This is a genomic window from Metabacillus litoralis (genome assembly GCF_003667825.1).
GTDB lineage: Bacteria > Bacillota > Bacilli > Bacillales > Bacillaceae > Metabacillus > Metabacillus litoralis_B.
The window spans coordinates 3,593,255-3,614,257 of the sequence record NZ_CP033043.1 but is presented as its reverse complement, the minus strand read 5'-3'; the positions used below and the strand labels follow the sequence as shown (position 1 = coordinate 3,614,257).

Genomic DNA, 21,003 nt, shown 5'->3' with positions numbered 1-21,003 from the left:
CTATGAGGAAACTAGTCGGATTTTTTGCCATTATTCTTATGATTATTACTCCAGTTCATTTTCATGCCTCTGCCGAAGAAACGCCATCTGAGGTTACAGATGAATTTATGACGAAAACAAAGCCATTGAAAGGCAATCAGCAAGAACAATCAATTAACGAAGATGCTGTTGAAAATCGTGAAATGATTATTCAAGGAAACGTAGATTTATCTGAGTTCCATTCCTTAGGTCTAGAGTTAGTTGAAACAACTGATTTATCAAGCTCAAATACGACTCTCTATACATTTAAGATTCCTAATGAACTAGATTACGAGAATACTTTATTAAAAGTAAAAGAATTGAATGGTGTCGAGAATGCAGAGCCTAACTATAAAGTGGAAATGAGCGCTACTCCGAATGACTATTACTATTCAAATCAATGGTATATTCCAGCCCTTGATTTTCCTAAGTCCTGGAATTCATTTTCGTTTAGAAATGAAGTGAAAGTTGCGGTACTAGATACGGGTGTGAGCAAAGGCCATGAGGATCTGAAGGGTAAAGTGCTTAATGGTTATGACTTTGTGAATAATGATTCTGATCCAGCTGATGATCATGGTCATGGGACGAGTGTAGCTGGAACAATCGCAGCTATATCCAACAATAGAACGGGAATAGCGGGAATTAATCAAAATGTTAAAATCATTCCGGTGAAGGTTAGTGATCGTGAGGGCCACTCAACAGTTGAGAATCAAATTAAAGGAATCCATTATGCAATTGAACAAGGTGCAGACATTATTAATATGAGTTATGGAAGCTATTATTATTCTGATATTGAAAATGAAGCACTATGGGAAGCTTTTGAGCAAGGGATTACTCTGATTGGTGCAGCGGGTAATGATACAAGCAGAGAGCCGATGTATCCAGCCACATATCTACCAGTTATCAGTGTAGCTGCTACAGATCAAAGTAAAGCTCTTGCTTATTTTTCAAATCGTGGTGAGTGGATTGACCTTGCAGCACCAGGTGAGGACATGTATTCACTTCATTCAGAAGGTGGTTATTCGGTAGTAAGTGGGACATCTTTTTCAGCACCAGTTGTTGCTGGAATGGCATCCCTATTGTTAAGTGAACGTCCAGATTTAACTCCAAGAGAGGTTGAATGGCTTCTCGAATTAGGGGCAAACGGAAGCTGGAAGAAAGATTATGGATATGGAATACCAAATATGTATAAAACCTTAACTACATCACTTCCAGTCGAAGAAGAAGTTTCTGGTACAACAGAAGGTGCTTTTGATATTGGGTACTATGAATATCATTCGGAAAAGATGAATTTTCCATATGATTATGATGTGTATGTGTTTCATGTGGATTCGAATACAGATGTTGATATCAACCTTACAGGAATGTCGAATGAGCTTGATTTAAGCATCGATATTGAAAAGCTGGAAGGCTCTACCCTTGAAATGGTCGATTATATTGATGAATACGGCCTAGGAAAAGCAGAATCATACTCATTTCTCGCTTCACCTGGCACCTATTATGTGATTATTTCGGACTATCATAACCGTTGGTCGTCAACACCATATCAACTAAGTGTGATATCTACTAATCAAAATGTTCCATTAGTAAGTCCAACAGCTACAGTTCCATCAGGGAAATATACTCAACCGTTTGAGGTTAAATTATCATCAACATCAAATAAACGAATTGTTTACACTCTTGATGGATCAACACCTTCTAGTGTGAATGGTCTTTCATATGTGAATTCTATTCCAATCTATGAATCAACAACAATTAAAGCAGCTGTTGTTAGTGGAACAGCTACAAGTGATGTTAGCACGTTTACGTATGAGTTGAATGATATGTTGATTCCGAACCTTACGCTACCGGTTGATCACGACCATCCTTCGGCACGTGTGATTATCCGTCGAGATGGACTTGGGTTATACCGCAAAAACAGTGACAATACCTTCACTTATTATCGTGGCTTAACAAAAGGAGAACAACTCAAGGTATTCGGTGTTTCAGGTCATTACTATAATGTTGGCGGAGAGTATTACGTTAGACATCAAGAAGGAAAAACCATTGCTTACATTGGTAGGGCGTTAATTAAAGAGCCAACACCATTATATGATCCTAACGGAAATGTTTATCGCATGCTGCAAAAGGGCGAAGCGATTAAAGTGTATTCCTATAACGATCAAAAATATGAAGTTGGTGGCGGTTATACCATTAAGGCTGACAAAAAGAGCTTCTACCTAATGGGATACGTAAAACCTAAAAAAGATATTGTGTTATATGCTCCAAATGGAGCGAGGCACAGTACGCTGAAAAAGGGTAATTTATATTATGTGAAGAGCATCGGAAATGGAAAAGTGGATCTTGGGAACGGATATTTTGTAGTTGATCGGAAAGAGGATTTTTATTTTATAAAGAATTAGAGCTGACAGATGTCGACTCTATTTTTATAGGGGTAAAGTTGACTTGAAAAGTCTTAAACTAACATGGTGACATAAGCTTTTGTCACCATGAAAATTCGCATCCCAATTGGTTGGTGTTCAAAAAATATATTTAACTATCAGTGATAAAAAGTAACTGAGAGTTTAAATAAACGGAGTTTTTCCGGTTAGACTGAAGAATGGAGCTCGGTTGGGGGATATAAGCGGAATTTTTCCGGTTAAGCAAAGTAAAATGGTCCATTTTCGCCTTTTTTAATCCAATAAGCGGAATCTTTCCGTCTATTTGAGCTAGATTTCATGATATTTTCTTTTTAAGAGGAATTTTTCCGCTTATTTTAGTATCTTATTTCTCGGCAATTCTTGAAGATTTGAAAATTGACTTAATTGGATGTTTATGTTGATATAAAAAATGCTTGGAGTATATATGTCTCCAAGCATTTTACTGTGTTGATTAACTTGCTAAATTTTAAATCAAGTGCAATTTATTGTACGAGAAGCAATGTTAATTAGTATTTTGTACTTCAGAATCGAACCCGTTAGTTTCACCTCGACAGTCCTCTTTTACGGCACAAACCTTTTCACAACCGGTATCTTCTGAAGAATCATCACAACAATCATACTTACAAGTAGTGTGAATGTCGCCAATATCGGAATGCCAGCCCAGGCACGCACGGTATGAGCGTGAATATCGTAGTTTTCCAAAAGAAGTAGGAAAATATATGGGTGCAAAAGATAAATTCCTAAGCTTGTTTTATTAATGATTGAAAATAAAAAGAACCGGCTTAAATCGAACTTAAAGTCCTGGAAGAATATAAACACTGCAATGGATAGAAATACAACAGGCATATTTAAATAATGATAGAAAAATCCATCAAAGAAGCCTTCGTTTTGAACTGTTAAGTCATAGGTGCCGCGAATGATCACGATGCTAGCGACGATTGCGAGTAGATACATCACTATTTTTGTGATTTTCGATAATCCATATCGATGCAGGTAATAGCCTAAAAGAAAATAGCCAATATAACCAGTTGCAGCTTCAACCTTTATATCAACGGTAATTTCATGAAATTTACTAATATAACTAAATACACTTGTCACGATAAAGCAAAGCAGTAAGTAATATTGTAGATTTTTCTGACTTGCACCAGCAATATAAACTTTTAAAACAGGGAGAATGAGGTAAATGGCAATAATCACATATAAAAACCAAAGATGATAATACACATCATTCTCAAAAAAAGCCTTTGTAATCATGAAAGGATCATTAATAATGACCTCTCGATTAATCTGAACAATTAAATAAAACGTGCTCCAACCAAGTAAGGGGATAATTACTTTACTAATGCGTTTACGGATAAAGATCATTGGCTTATCCGTTCTATCGGGATTGAGCAATAGAGCGCCACTTAGCATAAAGAAGATTGGTACACACCATCTTGTTAAAGAATCATAAATATTCCCTGTCCACCAGGTAGTGCTTGTAACAGTTTGGAACTTATATAAAATAGGGGCAGCGGCATGTAAAAGTACAACTGCAAAGGTTGCGACAATTCGTAAATTATCAAAATAAAAGATCCTCGATTTAGTCATGTAAAAAATCTCCTTGAAGTATATCTTCCTGTTATCTCGATTAAATTAGCTTTTGAAAAAATGGAAAAAATTATAACCTTTATTTTTGGGGGAAGTCGAATTCTGCAGAAAAATCCGCTCTATCAAAGAAAAATATACCAAATAAAATCTAGTAAATCAAAGCAGAAAAAGGAAATGACATTTTTTGAAAAAATCCTCACGACAATGTCGAAATTTGGTATGATTAGTAAGGTTATAGATTACGAGGTCATGAGGAGGATCTAAGGTTGAGGACGAAGCAATTATGTACTTTTTTCTTTTTATTCACGTTAGTAGTATTGTTCGCACTTCCAGAAAGCACGTCTGCTGCTTCTTATGTGAGCAATAATAAAGTTTATACGTACGAAATCATGGAGCAGGACATTAAGGAACTTGCACAAGCTTATCCTGATTTAATTTCATATAAAGTGATTGGGAAAAGTGAGTATGGTCGAAACATCTATGCGGTCTCACTAGGAAAGGGAACTTCGGTTGTTCAGGTGAACGGTTCTCACCATGCCCGGGAATGGATGACAACCATGGTCAATATGAACATGATTGATCAATATGCGAATGCCTATAAAAATGGTTCTTCTTATCATGGATATAATGTTAGATCCGTTTTAAACAACTCGACTATATGGTTTGTTCCAATGGTTAACCCAGATGGTGTTACTTTGCAGCAATTTGGTTTAAAGAAATTTCCTAGCTCAGATCATGCAGCAATTATTAAAATGAATGATGGTAGTATGGATTTCCGAAGATGGAAAGCGAATGCTAAAGGAATAGATTTGAACAGACAGTATGATGCTGATTGGAATAACATTTGTTGTAGTCCCGGACGTCCCTATTTTAAAAACTACCCGGGCCCAAGAGCTAATTACGCTAAAGAAACCATTACAATGGTCGACTTTACGAATAAAACAAAACCAGAAATGGTTGTAAGTTATCATAGTAGTGGTGAAATCTTATATTGGGATTTTCATCAAACTGGTTCATGGTACGATCGAGATCATGCTTTGGCAAAATCAATTGGAAAAACAACGGGCTATTCCCTTATTTACCCTAAAGGATATCAATCTGGTGGAGGACTTACAGATTGGTTTATCTCTCATTACAAACGCCCTGCGTTTACGATTGAAATTTCACCTTATGTAGGTGAAACAAGTGTACCACTTTCTTATTTCTCAAGTATTTGGAGCGAAAACAAAACAATTGGTCTTTACGCTGCAAACGAAGGTCATAAGTTATTTTTAACAAAATATAACCCAGTAAAGGCAGCAGCAACGAAAAAAGTAAACGATGCATTTTTAGCTAGTAAGTCACTAAGCCCTTATCACACAAGCAATCTTAAAACTACGGCAGATATTAAGGCTAGCACTTCATTTATCTCTCTATACAATAAGACTGGTAGTTTAATAAAAACAGCTGAACAATCGCTTACTGGTTTAACAAAGAGTGATCGTGACTTCCTATCACAATACATTGTGGAAGCGAAGAGTCGTAAGCTAGATGCAGCTAGATTTATAGATGCGGTTTATGTAGGAGATCAGCTTTTAGAGCAAAAAGGTCGTTTTACAACACTAATTAATCAAAATAAAATTGATGATAACTTTGTTGCTCAGTATAATGCGATGTCATCAAGCATTAACAAAGCTGAACAAGTGATGAGTAGTGTTTATGGTAGTCAATATCGTCAATTAACCCGAGATAAGTATATTAGTCCAAGTAAAATTGCTAGAGAATCAGTTATTTACGAAGTTTCTCGATATAACCTATTGAACATTATTGAGAAAGAACTAAATAACGAGCAATTTGAACAGATTGAAGAGAGATTCGCTGTATTAGAACGCTTAGAAGATCGTTCTGTTCAAATTAAGGAAGCGGGTAATAAATTATATCCTGGTAAATATCCTGATCATCCGGAAATTGAGGAACAGCTTGTTACTTTAAGAGAATCATTAATTCAGCAATATAAAAAAATTGTAGGAATTGATGAAGCTGTTTTCTTCCAAGAAATTGAACAGTTATATACTGATTACGAAAGCTTAACAACGATCAGCAGTGATTTAAGCTTACTTGATTCAATTCATCATGCTGAAGAACAAATAACGTTAATTGATGAAACATCTTTAGATGCTGAATCCAAAGTATTATATGATGAAGCCATTAGTAAGCTTTCTGAGTTAAGCACATTTAAAGAAGCAGTTCTACTAGGTGAAGAAATCCTTGTTCTGCAGGCAGAGATTGAAGCAGGACAAAGTGATGAGCAGAAACTAGCACTAGTAAATGAAAAGCAGCAACTTTTTAATGAGAAGGTTTCTACTCTTTTAAATGAAGCTATCAAACAATTGTTACAAGAAACATATTCTATTCAATAAACGACATCAAAAACCCACAAATTAATTGTAAATTTGTGGGTTTTTCTCTGTTTTTAATCGAAAAATGAGATCAATTAAAGGGGGAATTGTCGAACTTTATTTCAATTTGTAAAGAAACTGTAATATAAAGCGACAAATTTAACGTTACTGTAACGTAACAGAGACAATATGCTTGTTAGAATAAAGAGGTACATTTAGAGAGGTGATTGTTATGAAGAAGCACTTATTCATTTTAATGTTATGTTCGTTTGTATTTTTGATAGCGCATTCTAAGGCCTTCGCGGATTCTACAATAAATGAACAGCAATTTATCCAAGAGAGTAAGAAATATTTAGGAGTTCCTTATCTTTTTGGTGGAATAACTCCAAGTGGTTTTGATTGCTCTGGATATATTAATTATGTGTTAAAAGAATATGGATATTCAGTACCTAGAACCGCCGCAGATATGTATGCCTCAAGCAATCTTACAAAGGTAAGTAAACCTGAAGTTGGAGATCTTGTCTTTTTTACTACATATAAGCCGGGTGCATCACATGCTGGTATATATATTGGTAATAGTGAGTTTGTTCATGCCTCATCATCTAAAGGTATTTCAGTAAGTAAGCTAGACGAATCATATTGGAATACTAGATATCTTGGTGCCAAACGTCTGGAAGGGCTGTCTACTTATTTAAACTCTGTTGATGCAGAAGCAAAGCAGCTTTGGCAAACAACTTCACAGCATTTTTTGACTTCAGACACAACAACACATAATCAAGACGTGTTATCAACATATAACGAAATTCGTAAGCAAGCTGATAGTGGAGCAGCAAAAGAATATGTACTAAGAACAGCTCATGTAATAGATTCGGTTAACCTTTCTTCGAATCTAGCAGGAAGCACAAAACAGTTAACAGACACAATGATTACAAATCAAAGCTTAACAGACGAATCAGTTAATTTATATCATCAGCATTCATCAAATATAAAGAAAAGCGAAACAGTATTCAGTCGTTTATACGGTTCAGAGCTTCGTAAGCGATTTAACAATGAATCAATCACACCAGCTAAAATTGCTAAAGAAACAGTAATCTACGAGGTATCTATGTACGGTTTACTAGATACAATTGAACAAACAGTAGAAGCTGGAAATTTAGATGAAGCTGGTAATCTACTGGAAAAGTATGATAGACTAGAAAAACGAGCGAATGAAATTAAAGCCTATGGTAATACACTTCATGCAGGATCTTACCAAAGCCTTAATGAAATAAGAACACAGCTAGAAGAACGAAAGAAGGCTGTTGAAGAGATCATTCTATCGAACTAATAGGGGAGGAATCTGGCATGCGTAAGCTTAGTCTAAGCCTATTGATGATCGTCACGCTTGTTTTAAGTTCTATTAATCTATCATCAGTAGAAGCAGCGTACGATGAGTTATCGTATCAAAAGAAAAAAGAATTAATTGTTGAGGTAGCGAAACAATATAATATACCTCCTGAAATTTTAAAGGCCATTGCTTATAGCGAAACAGGCATGAAACAATTTGACAGTAACGGTAATCCGATTGTCAGTGATGACGGCGGAATCGGAATGATGCAAATCACTTTATCTGACCAAGAATTAGCAGATAAACAGATTAGTAAGGAAAGGCTACTTACGGATACAGAGTACAACATTAAAATAGGTGCTCAAATCCTGAACGAAAAATGGGGTTATAACTTCATCCCGAAAATCAATGATCATGACCGTTCGAAAATTGAGCATTGGTACTTTGCAGTTTGGGCTTATAACGGACTATCAAAACGTAACGACCCAAATGAACATGCTGAGCCTTATCAAGAAAAGGTTTTTGATTATCTTAGAAGAGATAATACGGGCGTGAAAATTACAGCAACACCTAAAATCGAAACGTCTTATAAGAGTGATGGAACATTACAGTTTACAAAGCTTCAATATAATATTGATAGCTGGAACACACCTTCTGTACAGGCCATGGAAGCTGGAGATGTAGTTTATACATCTAAAAGCAGTTTGGCTAACGGTGTATCAAACCTTCGTGACTACCATGATACAGTTGGTTCCTCTATTACTGACAAAATTGAGCCGCTAAGTAAAGTGAAAATCTTAGCTGGACCATATGAGTCTACTAGTTCAGCAAACTTCTTTTCCTTCTTTAAAGTAAGTGTTAATGGTAAAGAAGGTTATATGGCAACATCGAATTTACAGGGAATGGAACCAGCAACACTTACAGTTCCTCATGCAACGTTCCCGACAAATCATCGTCAGCCGGTTGGTAGAGTGATCATTCGTGATGATGTTCCTTTGTTAAGAGATAATAAAGATGGTACGTTCACTATTACCGAAACGAATGAAGGAAACCCTACACTTGTAAAAGGTGAAATGATTAAGCTATTCGGTGCCATGGGTGATTACTATAACGTTGGTGGAGACTACTATATTAAACGTTATGATCCAAACATGGTTGTGATGATTGCTCGAGCTAACACAAGAGAAAATATTAAGCTATTTGTTTTGAAAGATGGTAAATTAACAGAACAAGGAACAACCTACGGACCAGGTCATAATCTAAGAGTATATGATTATGATAGCCAATATGTCTACGTTGGCGGATCTGAAGAAACCGGATTACAGGTTCTGAAAAATGATGGTTCTGTCCTACTTTACAAAGGTTTTGCGACAGCTAAAAAGCCGGTAAACATGTATGCGCCAGATGGCTCTATTCACAAAGTCATTCAACCAGGCGAACGTGCTAGAGTTTATTCAATCGATGGTGACCGTTTATATGTCGGTGGCGGATACTACCTACCGAATGATAAAGGCTTAGTAAACTATTCCCCGCATTAAGAGGAATAAAACCCCACAGAAGAAATTTTCTGTGGGGTTTTTTGTATATTAAGAGAAAAGATATGAAATTCTTCCTTCTATTAAATTTGCTATAAAAATAAAAAAAGAACTTGGATCATAAAATCCAAGCTCTTCTCTCAAGCTATTCCGCCTTCTGCTCTCCAGTCAAAGGATACACCTTCCACTTAGATAAATCAGGCTGATGATTTACTATCAAATCCCTTGGGAAGATAAATGTCCAAGGCTTACTTGTGTTTGCTTTTACTTCTAATTTATTTAGTGTAAACACACCTTTTGCGACAACTTCTTTGTTAGCATCCTCAACCACAAGTGGAAGCTGTTCAAGATGAATGTTCTTTAAGCTGCCGTTTCGAATAAGAAGGGTAACAACAAGATTTTGTTCATCGTTGAATTTTGCTTCAAGCCCCATAATGTTCACTTCGTTTTGCTTAAGAGGAGGCATTTTTGCAACAAGCTGTTTGAAATGCTCTTTGCGTTCTTTTGATAGGTTTTCTTCCCAGCTTTGTTCTAGGTCTAGCTGATGGATAGCGTTTGGTTTCTTTTTCAGTTCGAAGGCAATTTGCCAGTCTTCTAAGGAGATTCCTTCTTCATTGTTCCAGCTAGATTTTTCAAAAACAAATGACCAAGGGCGGCAGCTGTTTGCAGGAAGCTCTCCGAATTTTTCCATGTCGAACGTTTCTCTGGCAACGGCCTGTTTGTCTTTGTTGAGAATTAATAAATCTAATAGCTCAAACTTAATTCCTTTAGGAAGGGTATTACGAATAAATGCTGTGACATAAATCAAGTCATCAAATTCTTCTAGTTTAATTCCTGTAATCGAAATTTGGTTTTCTTTTAGCAAATCTAGTTGATTGTGATGAAATTGATAAACGTAATATTCTTGCTTGCTTAAATCCCAGTCAGGATGAATGGATAATGTTGTTTCAACAGTTTCAGTTGTTGTCACGTTACTCATCCTCCTTTTCTATACTTTTTTTGAACGCATATACTTTTGTTGCCATATTGTATTGGAAGCTTGTCGTGCTTTCGTTGAAAAGCTCGAAGCCTTCCATCGTAAATAAACGATACGGATCTTCTTGGGCATAGCCACGTAAGTGAATGCCTTCTTTTAGGCTTTCGATGCGTTCCATATGCTCAAGCCACATTTGATCTAATGTTTTGATCATAATATTTCTTACCTGATTTTTCACTGTTTCGTCTTCTAATAGCTCTGTTAGAGAAGCTAAGAATTCATTTGCAGTCGGCTGGATTAGCTCACGTAATTCATCTTCTTCAAGATCAACAAGTTCATTTTTGTTTAGTGTTAATCCAAATAACTCATTGATTTGATAGATGAAAAATTCAAGTTTGTCATCTTTTAGGTCAATATCATTTGTTACAGTCGTCTTAACAAGGTAATCAAGATATTCGTTCAATTCGCTTTCAAATTGCTCAGTAATATCTGATGTGTTAAGCAATTCATTGCGTTTACTATAAGTTACTTTACGCTGTTGATCGAGTACATCATCAAGCTTTAATAAATGAATTCTTGATGAGTAATGACTGTTTTCAACTGTTTCTTGAACTGTTGTAACAAATTTCAAAGGATTTGGACTAAGAATCAAACCTTCTTCGTTTGTTTTAATTTTTTTCTTATATTTCTCAAGCTCTTCATCGTCAAATTGATTCATTAGGTGATCTTCTAATGACAAAATAAATTGCGTTGAACCTAGGTCACCTTGTCGACCGGCACGACCTCTTAGCTGCATATCAATTCGTAGGCTTTCGTGTCGTTCTGTACCAAGAATATAAAGGCCACCAAGCTCAGCAACACCTTCACCTAGAAGGATATCTGTTCCACGACCAGCCATATTTGTTGCGATTGTGATCATGCCTCTTTGACCAGCAATAGAGATCATTTTCGCTTCTTCTTCAGCACTTTTTGCATTAAGCAGCTGGTGTTTCACATGTTCTTTTGTTAACAATTCTGAGATGGTTTCTGATTGCTCGATCGAGGTTGTCCCAATTAAAATTGGTCGACCTGTTTCGTTCATTTCTTTAACCAGTTGTACGACTTTATTATATTTAGACTCTAGGTCCTTATAAATTAAGTCTTCTTGGTCAATACGTTGGTTTGGACGGTTTGTTGGTACACTCACAACATCCATGCCGTACGTTTCTAAAAACTCTTTTTGAGCAGGAAGGGCGCTACCTGTCATTCCGCAAAGAGTTGAGTACATTCTAAAATAGTTTTGCACCGTAACAGACGCTTGTGTAATATTTTCTTCGTTAATTTGTAAGCCTTCTTTAGCTTCAATCGCTTGATGAAGACCATAGCTTAAGCTTCTGCCTTCCATAACACGACCTGTAAAGGAGTCCACCAATTCGATTTTTCCTTCGCGAATAATATAATCACGGTCTTTTTTGAAGATAAAATGTGCTTGTAGTGATTGATTAATGAAATGATAAAGCACTTGGTCGTTTGCACTATAAATGTTATCAATTCCAAAAGCTTTTTCAATCTTAGCAGCGCCTTGCTCTGTTAAGTGAACTTGTCTGTACGAAAGATTCAATTCGTAATCTTCTTCTTTTTTAAGAGATTTAACGAGCATAGACGAAATGGCGAAAAGCTCTGATGAAATGGTCGATTTGTTCGCAATCACTAATGGTGTTCTTGCTTCATCAATTAATGTGTTATCAATTTCATCAATAAGGGCAAAATGATGACCACGTTGAACTTTGTCAGCTTCACTGAGTACCATATGATCACGTAAATAATCAAAACCGAACTCTGTTCCAGTTCCATACGTAATGTCAGCATCATATGCAGCCTTTTTCTCAGCAGGTGATAAATCAGCAACATTTAAACCAACGTTTAATCCAAGGAATTGATGAATTTGTCCGATTAACTCAAAATCACGCTGTGCTAAGTATTCATTTGAAGTGATGACGTGAACGCCTTTTCCTTGAAGAGCGAATAAATAACTTGGAAGAGAAGCCATTAATGTTTTCCCTTCGCCTGTTTGCATTTGCCCGATATTACCGTCTGTTAAAACGAGTCCACCTAACAGCTGAACGTCATAGTGGCGCTGATTAATGACGCGTGACGCGGCTTCTTTTACAACGGCGAAAGCTTCAACACGAATGTCTTTTAATGTTTTACCGTTTTGAATGGCCTCTTGAAAGTCAGCGGTTTTAGCGCGTAACTCTTCATCAGTTAAAGCTTGTAAATCTGCTTCTAATGCGTTAATTTGTTTTACTAGTTTTTCTAACTTTTTTATTTCAGAACGAGACTTTAATTTTGTATATTGATTTAACATAACTGACATGTCTGATTCCCCATTTTTCTCTAATGTTCGACCATAATTATATCATAACAAGTTTAGAGTTTTCCTACTACTTCCTTTTAATTGGTAGGGAATTAGAGGAAATGTTTCGAATATTAACCGGGTTTAGTTTAAACAATTTGTTCTTTTTTAAACTAAAAAGATGATTTCTGGACACACTATTCGGGAGGTTACGCTAGAAATTGTCTAAATTACAAACATTACGATTATTACAATTAGAAATAAACGACAGCTAGTGACAATTATCTCATAAATTGTGGTAGAATATCATAGATTGTAAAATCTTTATTAGTTATAAAGGAGACGATTCTTTTATGAAAGTACCTATGCTCGATCTTTCAGAGCAATATGCGACTCTACGTGATGAAATTCTTCAAACATTAGATGAGGTTATGAAATCTTCGCGCTTTATCTTAGGCGATAATGTAAAAAAATTAGAGCAAGATGTTGCTACATATAGTAATGTTCCTTACGGGATTGGTGTTGCAAATGGTAGTGACGCTTTACATATTGCACTTCAGGCTAGTGGAATTACTGCTGGTGATGAAGTGATCACAACTCCATTTACATTCTTTGCAACAGCAGGTGCGATTGCTAGATGCAATGCGACTCCTGTATTTGTTGATATTGATCCTGTTACGTTCAATATTGATCCTGCTAAGATTGAAGAGAAAATTAACGACAAAACAAAAGCAATCATGCCGGTTCACCTTTATGGTCAAAGCTCCGACATGGATCCAATTATGGAAATTGCGAAAAAACATAATTTATACGTGATTGAAGACGCGGCTCAAGCAATTGGGGCTACATACAAAGGAAATACAGTTGGTCAATTAAGTGACGCTGCTACATATAGCTTTTTCCCTACAAAAAACCTTGGGGCATATGGCGATGCAGGGATGATTGTAACAAAGCATGAAGATCTTGCAGAAAAAATGCGCGTGATCAGAGTTCATGGAAGTAAGCCAAAGTATTATCATCATGTTCTTGGCTACAACAGCCGTTTAGATGAAATGCAGGCTGCGATCTTAAATGTGAAATTCCCACATTTAAATGATTGGAGCGAAAAGCGCAGAAACATTGCGAACCGTTATACTGAATTGTTAAAAGCTTCACTAGGTGACAACATTGTTACTCCTGTTGAAGTTGAGGGGAACTACCATGTGTTCCATCAATATACAATTCGAGTTGAAAAACGTGATGAGCTTCAAAAGTTCTTAGGAGAACAAGGCGTTTCAACAATGATTTACTATCCACAGCCGTTACACCTTCAACCTGTGTTCAAGGATCTTGGATATAAAGAAGGTGACTTCCCAATTACAGAAAAAGCGGCTAAGGAAGCCATTTCGTTACCAATGTTCCCAGAATTAACAGAAGAACAACAACAATATGTTGTTGAGTGTGTAACGAAATTTTATCAATAAAAGTCTTTTATAGGACTTTTTGAGAAAACATGCTTTTGGAAAGAAGCTCGCCAAGAGGCGGGTTCTTTCCATTTATCCAATGCAAAAGAAAGGGTAAATATAATGTCCGAAAAAAAAGAATATCTGTTTTATAAAAATCTAGTGTTTTTCTGGAGAAAAAAGTGGCTGCTTATCGGTATTCCATTAGTAATTTGTCTCATTGTGTCAGCATTTTCAATGTTTAGTAGTCGGGAGTATGTTGGGAAGGCGATATTTTTTACTGGTGACATTAAAAAGGGTGAATTAACAGAACCTTTATTAATGGAAGCTAAATACCTCGATGACAATTCAGATACTGATGTGGAGTTTTCAGTAATTAAGAGTAAGCAGGTTCAAATTAAAGTTATCGATGATAACAAAGATGACGTACATAAAAAGCTAAGTTCCTTGGTGACAACATACACCGAGGATTTACAAGCTGAATATCAGTTAAGGTACAATTTGACAAATGATGCAGTGAAATTATACGAAAAAAGCCTTGAGGAAAACGAAGAGCTATTACCAAAGTACATTGATGCAATTACAGCTGTAGAGGATGAGGCAATAGTAGATACTGATCTATTAGTAGCAGCTGCTACAATGAGTGAAATTGTCTTTGAATATGAAACATCTGGAAAGCGAATGGAAACAGACTTAGCATTATTTGAGGAACCGGAATTTATTAGCGAAACAATCACTCAATCAGACAATTACCTAGTTCAAAATGCAGTTGTATCATTTGCACTGAGCTTTTTTCTAATGTTAGTTGTTTTATTACTTTGGAGATACATCCGTGAAGCTAGGAGGGCACTAAATGATTAATTTTGCGATTGTAGGGGCAGGGTTTATTGCTCAAAAACATATTGATGCGATTAATAATGCTGAAGGTGCAAACCTTGTGGCGGTTTGTGACACAAATGAACAGCGCCTTGAAGAATATAAAGAGTTATGTAACGTATATACGGATTTAAATGAAATGCTTGAGCAGCAAACAGATATTGATGTTGTAAATATTTGTGTGCCATCAGGACTTCATTTTAAGCTTGCTGAAATCATTGCAGCTAAGGGCAAGCACATTGTTATGGAAAAGCCAATGGCGTTAACGAGCAGTGATTCTGAGAAGATTATTGCGATTGCAGAAAAAGCGAATATCAAGCTTTCTGTTGTTCACCCAAATCGCTTCCGTCCAGCTATTCGTGCTCTTCAAGATATTAAATCAAAAGGCTTGTTTGGTAAGCTGAGCCATGCGAATGCAACGGTTCGTTGGAATCGCGGTCAAGAGTACTATGATCAAGCTGCTTGGAGAGGAACGAAGGAGTTTGACGGCGGTGTGTTAATGAACCAAGCTATACATAATTTAGATCTGTTAATTTGGTTCATGGGCCCAGTTAAATCGGTTCAAGCAATGGCAGCAACTCGTCTTCGTGACATTGAAACAGAAGATGTAGCAGTTGGTGTTGTTGAATTTGAAAGTGGTGCTCTAGGTGTGATTGAGGCAGCAACAACGATTTATCCGAAAAATCTTGAAGAATCTCTATCAATTTTCGGTGAAGCGGGCACAGTAAAAGTAGGCGGGCCGAACGCGATTTATTTCGAAACATTAAATGTAAGTGATATAAACGAAGAAGAAAAGAACAAACTAATCGAAACTATTAAAGAAGATCCATTTGGCAAACCTGGTCATCAGTGGATTATCGAGGATATGGTTCGTGCAGTTGAAACAAATACAGAGCCAGTGGTAACTGGTAAAGACGGACTAGCACCTGTAAAGCTTATTGAAGCGTTTTTAGAATCAGCGGAAACAGGCAAGAAAGTCTTTTTACAATAAGGAGTGAAAATGAAATGTCTCATTTAGATTCGATTTTAGCAAAAATTGAAAATAAACAAGCAGTTGTCGGAGTTGTTGGTTTAGGATATGTAGGTTTACCGTTAGCGGTTGAAAAAGCAAAAGCTGGCTTTAAAGTGATCGGTTTTGATGTACAACAAAGTCGTGTTGATCAAGTAAACAACGCTCAAAACTATATTGGTGACGTTGTGAACGAGGATCTAGAAGAAATCATCAAATCTGGCATGCTTGAAGCAACAACAGATTATAACCGTATTACAGAAGTTGATGCTGTGGCGATTTGTGTACCAACACCACTTGATCACCATCAACAGCCTGATACTTCTTATGTGGAAAGCTCTTCAAAAGAAATCGCAAAGTATGCGCGTGAAGGCATGTTAGTTGTTTTAGAATCAACAACATACCCTGGAACTACAGAAGAAATCGTTGTACCGGCATTAGAAGAAAAAGGCTTAGTATGTGGTGACACAGTATTCGTTGCGTATTCTCCAGAACGTGTTGATCCAGGTAACAAGCATTTTAAAACAAAGAACACACCAAAAGTTGTTGGTGGGGTAACGGAAAATTGTACAAAGGTTGCTTCTGCATTATACCGGGCTGTTCTTGAAGGAGACGTGTTTGAAGTATCAAGCCCAGCTGTTGCGGAAATGGAGAAAATCTTTGAAAACACATTCCGTCACATCAACATTGCGTTAGCAAATGAAATGGCGATTCTTTGTGAAAAAATGGGAATCGACGTTTGGGAAATGATCGATGCAGCAAAAACAAAACCATACGGCTTTATGGCATTCTATCCAGGCCCTGGTCTTGGCGGTCACTGTATTCCAATCGATCCATTCTACTTAACATGGAAAGCACGTGAGTACAACTACCACACTCGTTTAATCGAGCTTGCTGGTGAAATTAATAACTCAATGCCTGAACTAGTTGTAGATCGCATGATGCGCATACTAAATCATGATGGAAAAGCACTTCGTGGGGCGAAGGTTGCGGTTCTAGGTGTAGCTTACAAGAAAGATATTGATGATGTTCGTGAATCACCAGTTTTAGATATTTTAACGATTTTAGACAAAGAGGGTGCAGACTATCAAGTGGTTGACCCATTTGTACCAGCATTCCGTTTAATTGATAAGCAAATTGAAACAGTTGCTTTAACAGAAGATCTATTATCTTCAGCTGACTTAGTATTGATTGCAACAGATCATACAACATTTGATTATGAAATGATTGCAAACAGCAGCCGCGTTGTATTTGATACTCGTAATGCATTAAAAGATGTTGAGAAAAAGCCAGAGAGATATATCAAACTGTAATAAAGACGGGAGCGGATCGTATGAATAGTATCCATTCAACAGTAGTTGTGAATGATTCAGTTACACTTGGTCACTTTAATGTGATCGGCGAAAATGTAAAGATCGGTGAAAATGTAACAATCGGTAACCATGTAACGATTTATGATGGCACAGTGATTGGTGATAATGTTCGTATTGCAGACGGAGCAGTCTTAGGAAAACAGCCTTCACCGGGGAAAACATCAACTGTAAAGCTTTCAGGAGCTGTTGCACCTCTTCAACTTGGAGATGACGTAACTATCGGTACAAATGCAGTGCTTTATGCTGGCTCAACTATCGGTTCTTCAACACTTGTTGCGGACTTAGCGAGTGTACGTGAAAACGTAGAAATCGGACCAGAATGTATTGTTGGAAGAGGCGTAACGGTTGAAAACTATGTGAAAATTGGTCGCAGAGTAAAAATTCAATCAAATGCTTACATCACAGCATACACAACGCTTGAAGATTTCGTCTTTATTGCACCTTGTGTAACAACAACAAATGACAACTTTATGGGACGTACGGAAGAACGCTTCGATAAAATTAAAGGAGCAGTCGTAAAACGTGCAGCACGTGTAGGAGGAGCTTCCATCCTTTTACCGGGCGTTGTTGTCGAAGAAGAAACGTTTGTTGCGGCAGGAGCATTGGTCACAAAAGATACGGAACAAAAAACAGTAGTAAAAGGGTTCCCGGCTAAACCTGTACGAATGGTTGAGGAACGGGAGCTGTTATAGGTGTTACAGAAATTAAAAGGCTTAGGAGGGGATTCCCTCCTTTATGCATTAATGAATGTAGGAACGAAAATGATTGCATTCATTATGATGCCGGTTTACACACATTTTTTAACTACTGCAGAATATGCACCAGTTGATATTATTGACCGATGGACTTCGATGCTGCTGTTTTTAGTTATACTAGGAACAGATTCTGCGTTAGCTTTTTATTATTTTGATACGAAGGATGAAAACAAGCGAAAAGTATATGTGCAAAATGTATTAAATATACGATTAGCTATGGTTTTACTTCTTTTTCTTGTTGTTGTCCTAGTAGGTCCGTTTTTTGCAGACACCTTACTAAAATCAGAAAATGGACTTTATTTATTATATTTGAGCATAGCAATTTTACTATTAGATACCCTATCAGCCCTAGTTTTAACGGTGTTAAGATATGAGTTTAAAACACTAAAGGTTGTTATTCTCACTGTTTTGAAAATGCTATTGGTCGCAATTGGCTCCTATCTTTTCCTTGAACTGGTCATAGAATCTGTTGAAGGAATTATTTATGCGCGCATAATTAGTGGTGTTCTAATTGTCCTGTTATTGGCTCGACCTTTAGCTAAAGCGATCAATTTTAAGATTAATAAAGAGGTTTTAAAGGACTTATTGAAGTACGGACTACCACTAGTACCAGCTTCAATCGCATTTTGGGTGATTTTAAACTCCAGCTCATTCTTTTTAGCTTTTATGAAAACAGCTGAGGATGTTGGGATCTATGGGGTTGCGACGAAATTTGCAGCTCTGATTACTCTTGTTACAAGTGGGATCCAAATGGCATGGAGACCTTATTCGATGTCATTAAAGGACAAGCCTGATAGTAAAGAGCTTTTTTCGAAAGTGTACCTGATCATTTTAATCATGGGTACAGTCGGGGTACTCGTTGTGGCAACGATTATGCCATATGTTATTTTATTGCTAGGAGATGGATATGAATCTGCTTATCAATATGTAGCACTGCTTGCGGCCGCAACATTTTTAAACTTCTACTATTTAATTATTTCAGTAGGAATTTTCTTTCAAAAGAAAACAAAAATTATTTCGTATGCATTTATGGCAGCAGCCGTTTTGAATATTATATTAAATCTTCTGTTGATTCCAAAGTATTCAATATGGGGAGTCGTTGTTGCTTTCTTAGTGTCAAATATCATAGCGGTAATTTATATTTTTATCAAAAGTCAAAAAATATACTATGTACCAGTTTCCTACTGGAAAATGTCTTTAATTTTTCTTATCATGCTTATCGGCACGATCGGGATTGTTTATGTACAGGAAAATGGATTATCTCCACTTTACATCGCTCTGGCATGGGGAGTATATCTTGTTACCCTACTTATTACTCGTGTTGATAAAGAGTTAAGAAAAAAAACAATCCACGAAACAGCAAATTAGGTGATTAACTTGGAAATCAATAATGTGAGCCTGACTCTTTCAAAAAGCTGGTCACAGTTAAAAATAGACAATAAAGAATTATATTTTAGGGGATACTTTTATTATCAAGATAAGTTGTTTACGAGTCACTCTCTTGATGAACTCATTCAACTTTCCTTTCATCGGGAATTTTTTGAGAAAATCAAAGGTGAGTTTGCGCTTGTTTATCATGATACTGAGAAAACAATTGCTGCGGTTGATCGTAAAAGAACAATTCCTCTGTTTTATCAACAAAAAAATGACCGACTAATCATTAAAGATCAGGTTTCACCAAGTGATGCTGATTCTGAGCTTCATGATCTATCGGTTTCTGAATTTCTTTTAACAGGCTATGCGGCAGGCAACCGTACTCTTTATCACGGATTGTATCAGGTTGAGGCTGGTCAATTTCTTATTTTTAACGGGAAAACTCTCACACAAGAAACGTATTTCCGATACTACCATTCTCCAAGAGAAATGGATGTTTCAGAAGCGGCCGATGAGCTGGCCCAGCTTTTTCATCAAACGTTTGATCAAATGGTTAAGCGTATAAAAGATAAAAAAGTAATTATCCCTTTAAGTGGGGGTTATGATTCTCGTATTATTGCTTTGTTGTTAAAGGAATACGATGTGAAAAACATCAAGACCTTTACATATGGTGTTCCGACAAGTAAGGAAGCGGTACGGAGTAAGGAAATTGCGAACCGTCTTGGCTTAGATTGGTCAGTTTTTCCTTATACAAAAAACGATTGGTTTCAATGGTATCATTCAGATGAGTGGAGAAATTATCAAGATTTCGGAACGAATCTATCATCAATCGCTCATATTCAAGACTGGCCGGCAGTGAAAAGCCTTCTACACAACTTAGAAGCGAAAGATCACGAATATGTGTTTATACCTGGTCATTCAGGAGACTTTATAGCAGGAAGTCATATCCCATATGAGTTAATGATCGATCGCTCTTACACAGTAGACGAAATTGTTCAGGAAATCATGAAAAAGCACCATCGCTTATGGATGACAAATGATGATTCAGTTACAAAAGCTGTTTCTACATCGATTGCTGAACAACTTCAGGGACTGCCTTATGAAAATCGTGAAGAAGCTAGTGCATTGTTTGAGTTTTGGGATTGGAAGGAACGACAAGGGAAATTTATTATTAACTCATTAAGAGTATACGAATTCTATCATCAGGGCTGGGAAATTCCGCTATGGGATGACTTGCTTGTAGAATTTTTCCTGAAGGTACCGGTTGATCAACGTTTTAAGAAATACATATATGATTATACTTTGCATCAAATGTATCCGGATTACTTTGATAAGCCGAACAATCCGGTTGGAAAAACGACTTCTTATAAAAACAAATATGGGGCACTCTATCCTCTGTTAAAGAAGCTTTATAATAAAAAAGAATTGTACAGCCGTTACCATAAAGATCCGATGGAATGGTACGGAATTACGGGTAACTATGTTCAATATCTTAATTCACTATCATTTAAAGTAAAGGGAAGCAAATATCATACTCCCTATAACATCAATTCGATTCTAGTGAAAAATTATATTAATAACTTAAAGGGTTGATA

At 36.6% G+C, this 21,003-nt stretch carries 14 protein-coding genes; 11 read left to right on the top strand and 3 right to left on the bottom strand.

All coding sequences use genetic code 11. The annotated features are described in order from the left end of the window. Positions 1-2: 2 nt before the first annotated feature. Entirely contained in the window at positions 3-2,420 is a 2,418-nt protein-coding gene (locus tag D9842_RS17785; RefSeq protein WP_121663662.1) for a S8 family serine peptidase, read from the top strand. 579 nt (positions 2,421-2,999) lie between these two features. On the opposite strand, the gene D9842_RS17780 is transcribed toward D9842_RS17785, so the two are convergent. Further along, on the bottom strand, positions 3,000-4,028 hold the full coding sequence (locus D9842_RS17780) for an acyltransferase (RefSeq protein WP_121663661.1): 1,029 nt from the start codon (positions 4,026-4,028) through the stop codon (positions 3,000-3,002). Positions 4,029-4,294: 266 nt separating this feature from the next. On the opposite strand from D9842_RS17780, the gene D9842_RS17775 reads away from it, so the two are divergent. The 3 genes from D9842_RS17775 (at position 4,295) to D9842_RS17765 (ending at position 9,271) form a co-directional block, all read left to right on the top strand. Continuing rightward, entirely contained in the window at positions 4,295-6,427 is a 2,133-nt protein-coding gene (locus D9842_RS17775; protein ID WP_162987482.1) for a M14 family zinc carboxypeptidase, read from the top strand. A gap of 211 nt (positions 6,428-6,638) precedes the next feature. Beyond that, positions 6,639-7,733 carry an NlpC/P60 family protein gene (locus tag D9842_RS17770; protein WP_121663660.1) on the top strand — a complete coding sequence of 365 codons (1,095 nt, stop codon included), beginning with the start codon at positions 6,639-6,641 and terminating at the stop codon, positions 7,731-7,733. A gap of 17 nt (positions 7,734-7,750) precedes the next feature. Continuing rightward, positions 7,751-9,271, top strand: a complete 1,521-nt coding sequence (locus D9842_RS17765) for a transglycosylase SLT domain-containing protein (RefSeq protein WP_121663659.1) — start codon at positions 7,751-7,753, stop codon at positions 9,269-9,271. Positions 9,272-9,413: 142 nt separating this feature from the next. On the opposite strand, the gene D9842_RS17760 is transcribed toward D9842_RS17765, so the two are convergent. Both D9842_RS17760 and secA2 read right to left on the bottom strand, forming a co-directional pair. Beyond that, positions 9,414-10,238 (bottom strand): accessory Sec system S-layer assembly protein, encoded by an 825-nt coding sequence (locus tag D9842_RS17760; protein WP_162987481.1) that lies wholly within the window; start codon positions 10,236-10,238, stop codon positions 9,414-9,416. Position 10,239: 1 nt separating this feature from the next. Next, entirely contained in the window at positions 10,240-12,600 is a 2,361-nt protein-coding gene (gene secA2 / locus D9842_RS17755) for an accessory Sec system translocase SecA2 (RefSeq protein ID WP_257535895.1), read from the bottom strand. Between the two features lie 332 nt (positions 12,601-12,932). On the opposite strand from secA2, the gene D9842_RS17750 reads away from it, so the two are divergent. From D9842_RS17750 to D9842_RS17720, 7 genes are all read left to right on the top strand, one after another. Next, on the top strand, positions 12,933-14,042 hold the full coding sequence (locus D9842_RS17750; protein WP_121663657.1) for a DegT/DnrJ/EryC1/StrS family aminotransferase: 1,110 nt from the start codon (positions 12,933-12,935) through the stop codon (positions 14,040-14,042). A 102-nt stretch (positions 14,043-14,144) separates the two neighbouring features. Then, positions 14,145-14,882, top strand: coding sequence for a hypothetical protein (locus D9842_RS17745; protein WP_121663656.1), 738 nt, complete (start codon positions 14,145-14,147; stop codon positions 14,880-14,882). Then, positions 14,875-15,888, top strand: coding sequence for a Gfo/Idh/MocA family protein (locus D9842_RS17740; RefSeq protein WP_121663655.1), 1,014 nt, complete (start codon positions 14,875-14,877; stop codon positions 15,886-15,888). Before D9842_RS17745 ends, D9842_RS17740 begins: the two co-directional genes overlap by 8 nt. 14 nt (positions 15,889-15,902) lie before the next feature. Next, positions 15,903-17,219, top strand: coding sequence for a nucleotide sugar dehydrogenase (locus D9842_RS17735; RefSeq protein WP_121663654.1), 1,317 nt, complete (start codon positions 15,903-15,905; stop codon positions 17,217-17,219). A 20-nt stretch (positions 17,220-17,239) separates the two neighbouring features. After that, positions 17,240-17,971: an acyltransferase gene (locus D9842_RS17730; RefSeq protein ID WP_121663653.1), complete on the top strand. Its 732-nt coding sequence runs from the start codon at positions 17,240-17,242 to the stop codon at positions 17,969-17,971. After that, positions 17,972-19,402, top strand: a complete 1,431-nt coding sequence (locus D9842_RS17725) for a lipopolysaccharide biosynthesis protein (protein WP_121663652.1) — start codon at positions 17,972-17,974, stop codon at positions 19,400-19,402. Positions 19,403-19,411: 9 nt separating this feature from the next. Beyond that, a complete protein-coding gene (locus tag D9842_RS17720) occupies positions 19,412-21,001 on the top strand; it encodes an asparagine synthetase B family protein (RefSeq protein WP_121663651.1) in 1,590 nt (529 codons plus the stop codon). Positions 21,002-21,003: the final 2 nt, after the last annotated feature.

Excerpts from the sequence above, each read along its gene's own strand:
- D9842_RS17750 (WP_121663657.1), top strand. The coding sequence starts at position 12,933 with ATGAAAGTACCTATGCTCGATCTTTCAGAGCAATATGCGACTCTACGT.
- D9842_RS17735 (WP_121663654.1), top strand. The coding sequence starts at position 15,903 with ATGTCTCATTTAGATTCGATTTTAGCAAAAATTGAAAATAAACAAGCA.
- D9842_RS17770 (WP_121663660.1), top strand. The coding sequence starts at position 6,639 with ATGAAGAAGCACTTATTCATTTTAATGTTATGTTCGTTTGTATTTTTG.
- D9842_RS17740 (WP_121663655.1), top strand. The coding sequence starts at position 14,875 with ATGATTAATTTTGCGATTGTAGGGGCAGGGTTTATTGCTCAAAAACAT.
- D9842_RS17745 (WP_121663656.1), top strand. The coding sequence starts at position 14,145 with ATGTCCGAAAAAAAAGAATATCTGTTTTATAAAAATCTAGTGTTTTTC.
- D9842_RS17785 (WP_121663662.1), top strand. The coding sequence starts at position 3 with ATGAGGAAACTAGTCGGATTTTTTGCCATTATTCTTATGATTATTACT.
- secA2 (WP_257535895.1), bottom strand. The coding sequence starts at position 12,600 with ATGTCAGTTATGTTAAATCAATATACAAAATTAAAGTCTCGTTCTGAA.
- D9842_RS17730 (WP_121663653.1), top strand. The coding sequence starts at position 17,240 with ATGAATAGTATCCATTCAACAGTAGTTGTGAATGATTCAGTTACACTT.
- D9842_RS17765 (WP_121663659.1), top strand. The coding sequence starts at position 7,751 with ATGCGTAAGCTTAGTCTAAGCCTATTGATGATCGTCACGCTTGTTTTA.
- D9842_RS17780 (WP_121663661.1), bottom strand. The coding sequence starts at position 4,028 with ATGACTAAATCGAGGATCTTTTATTTTGATAATTTACGAATTGTCGCA.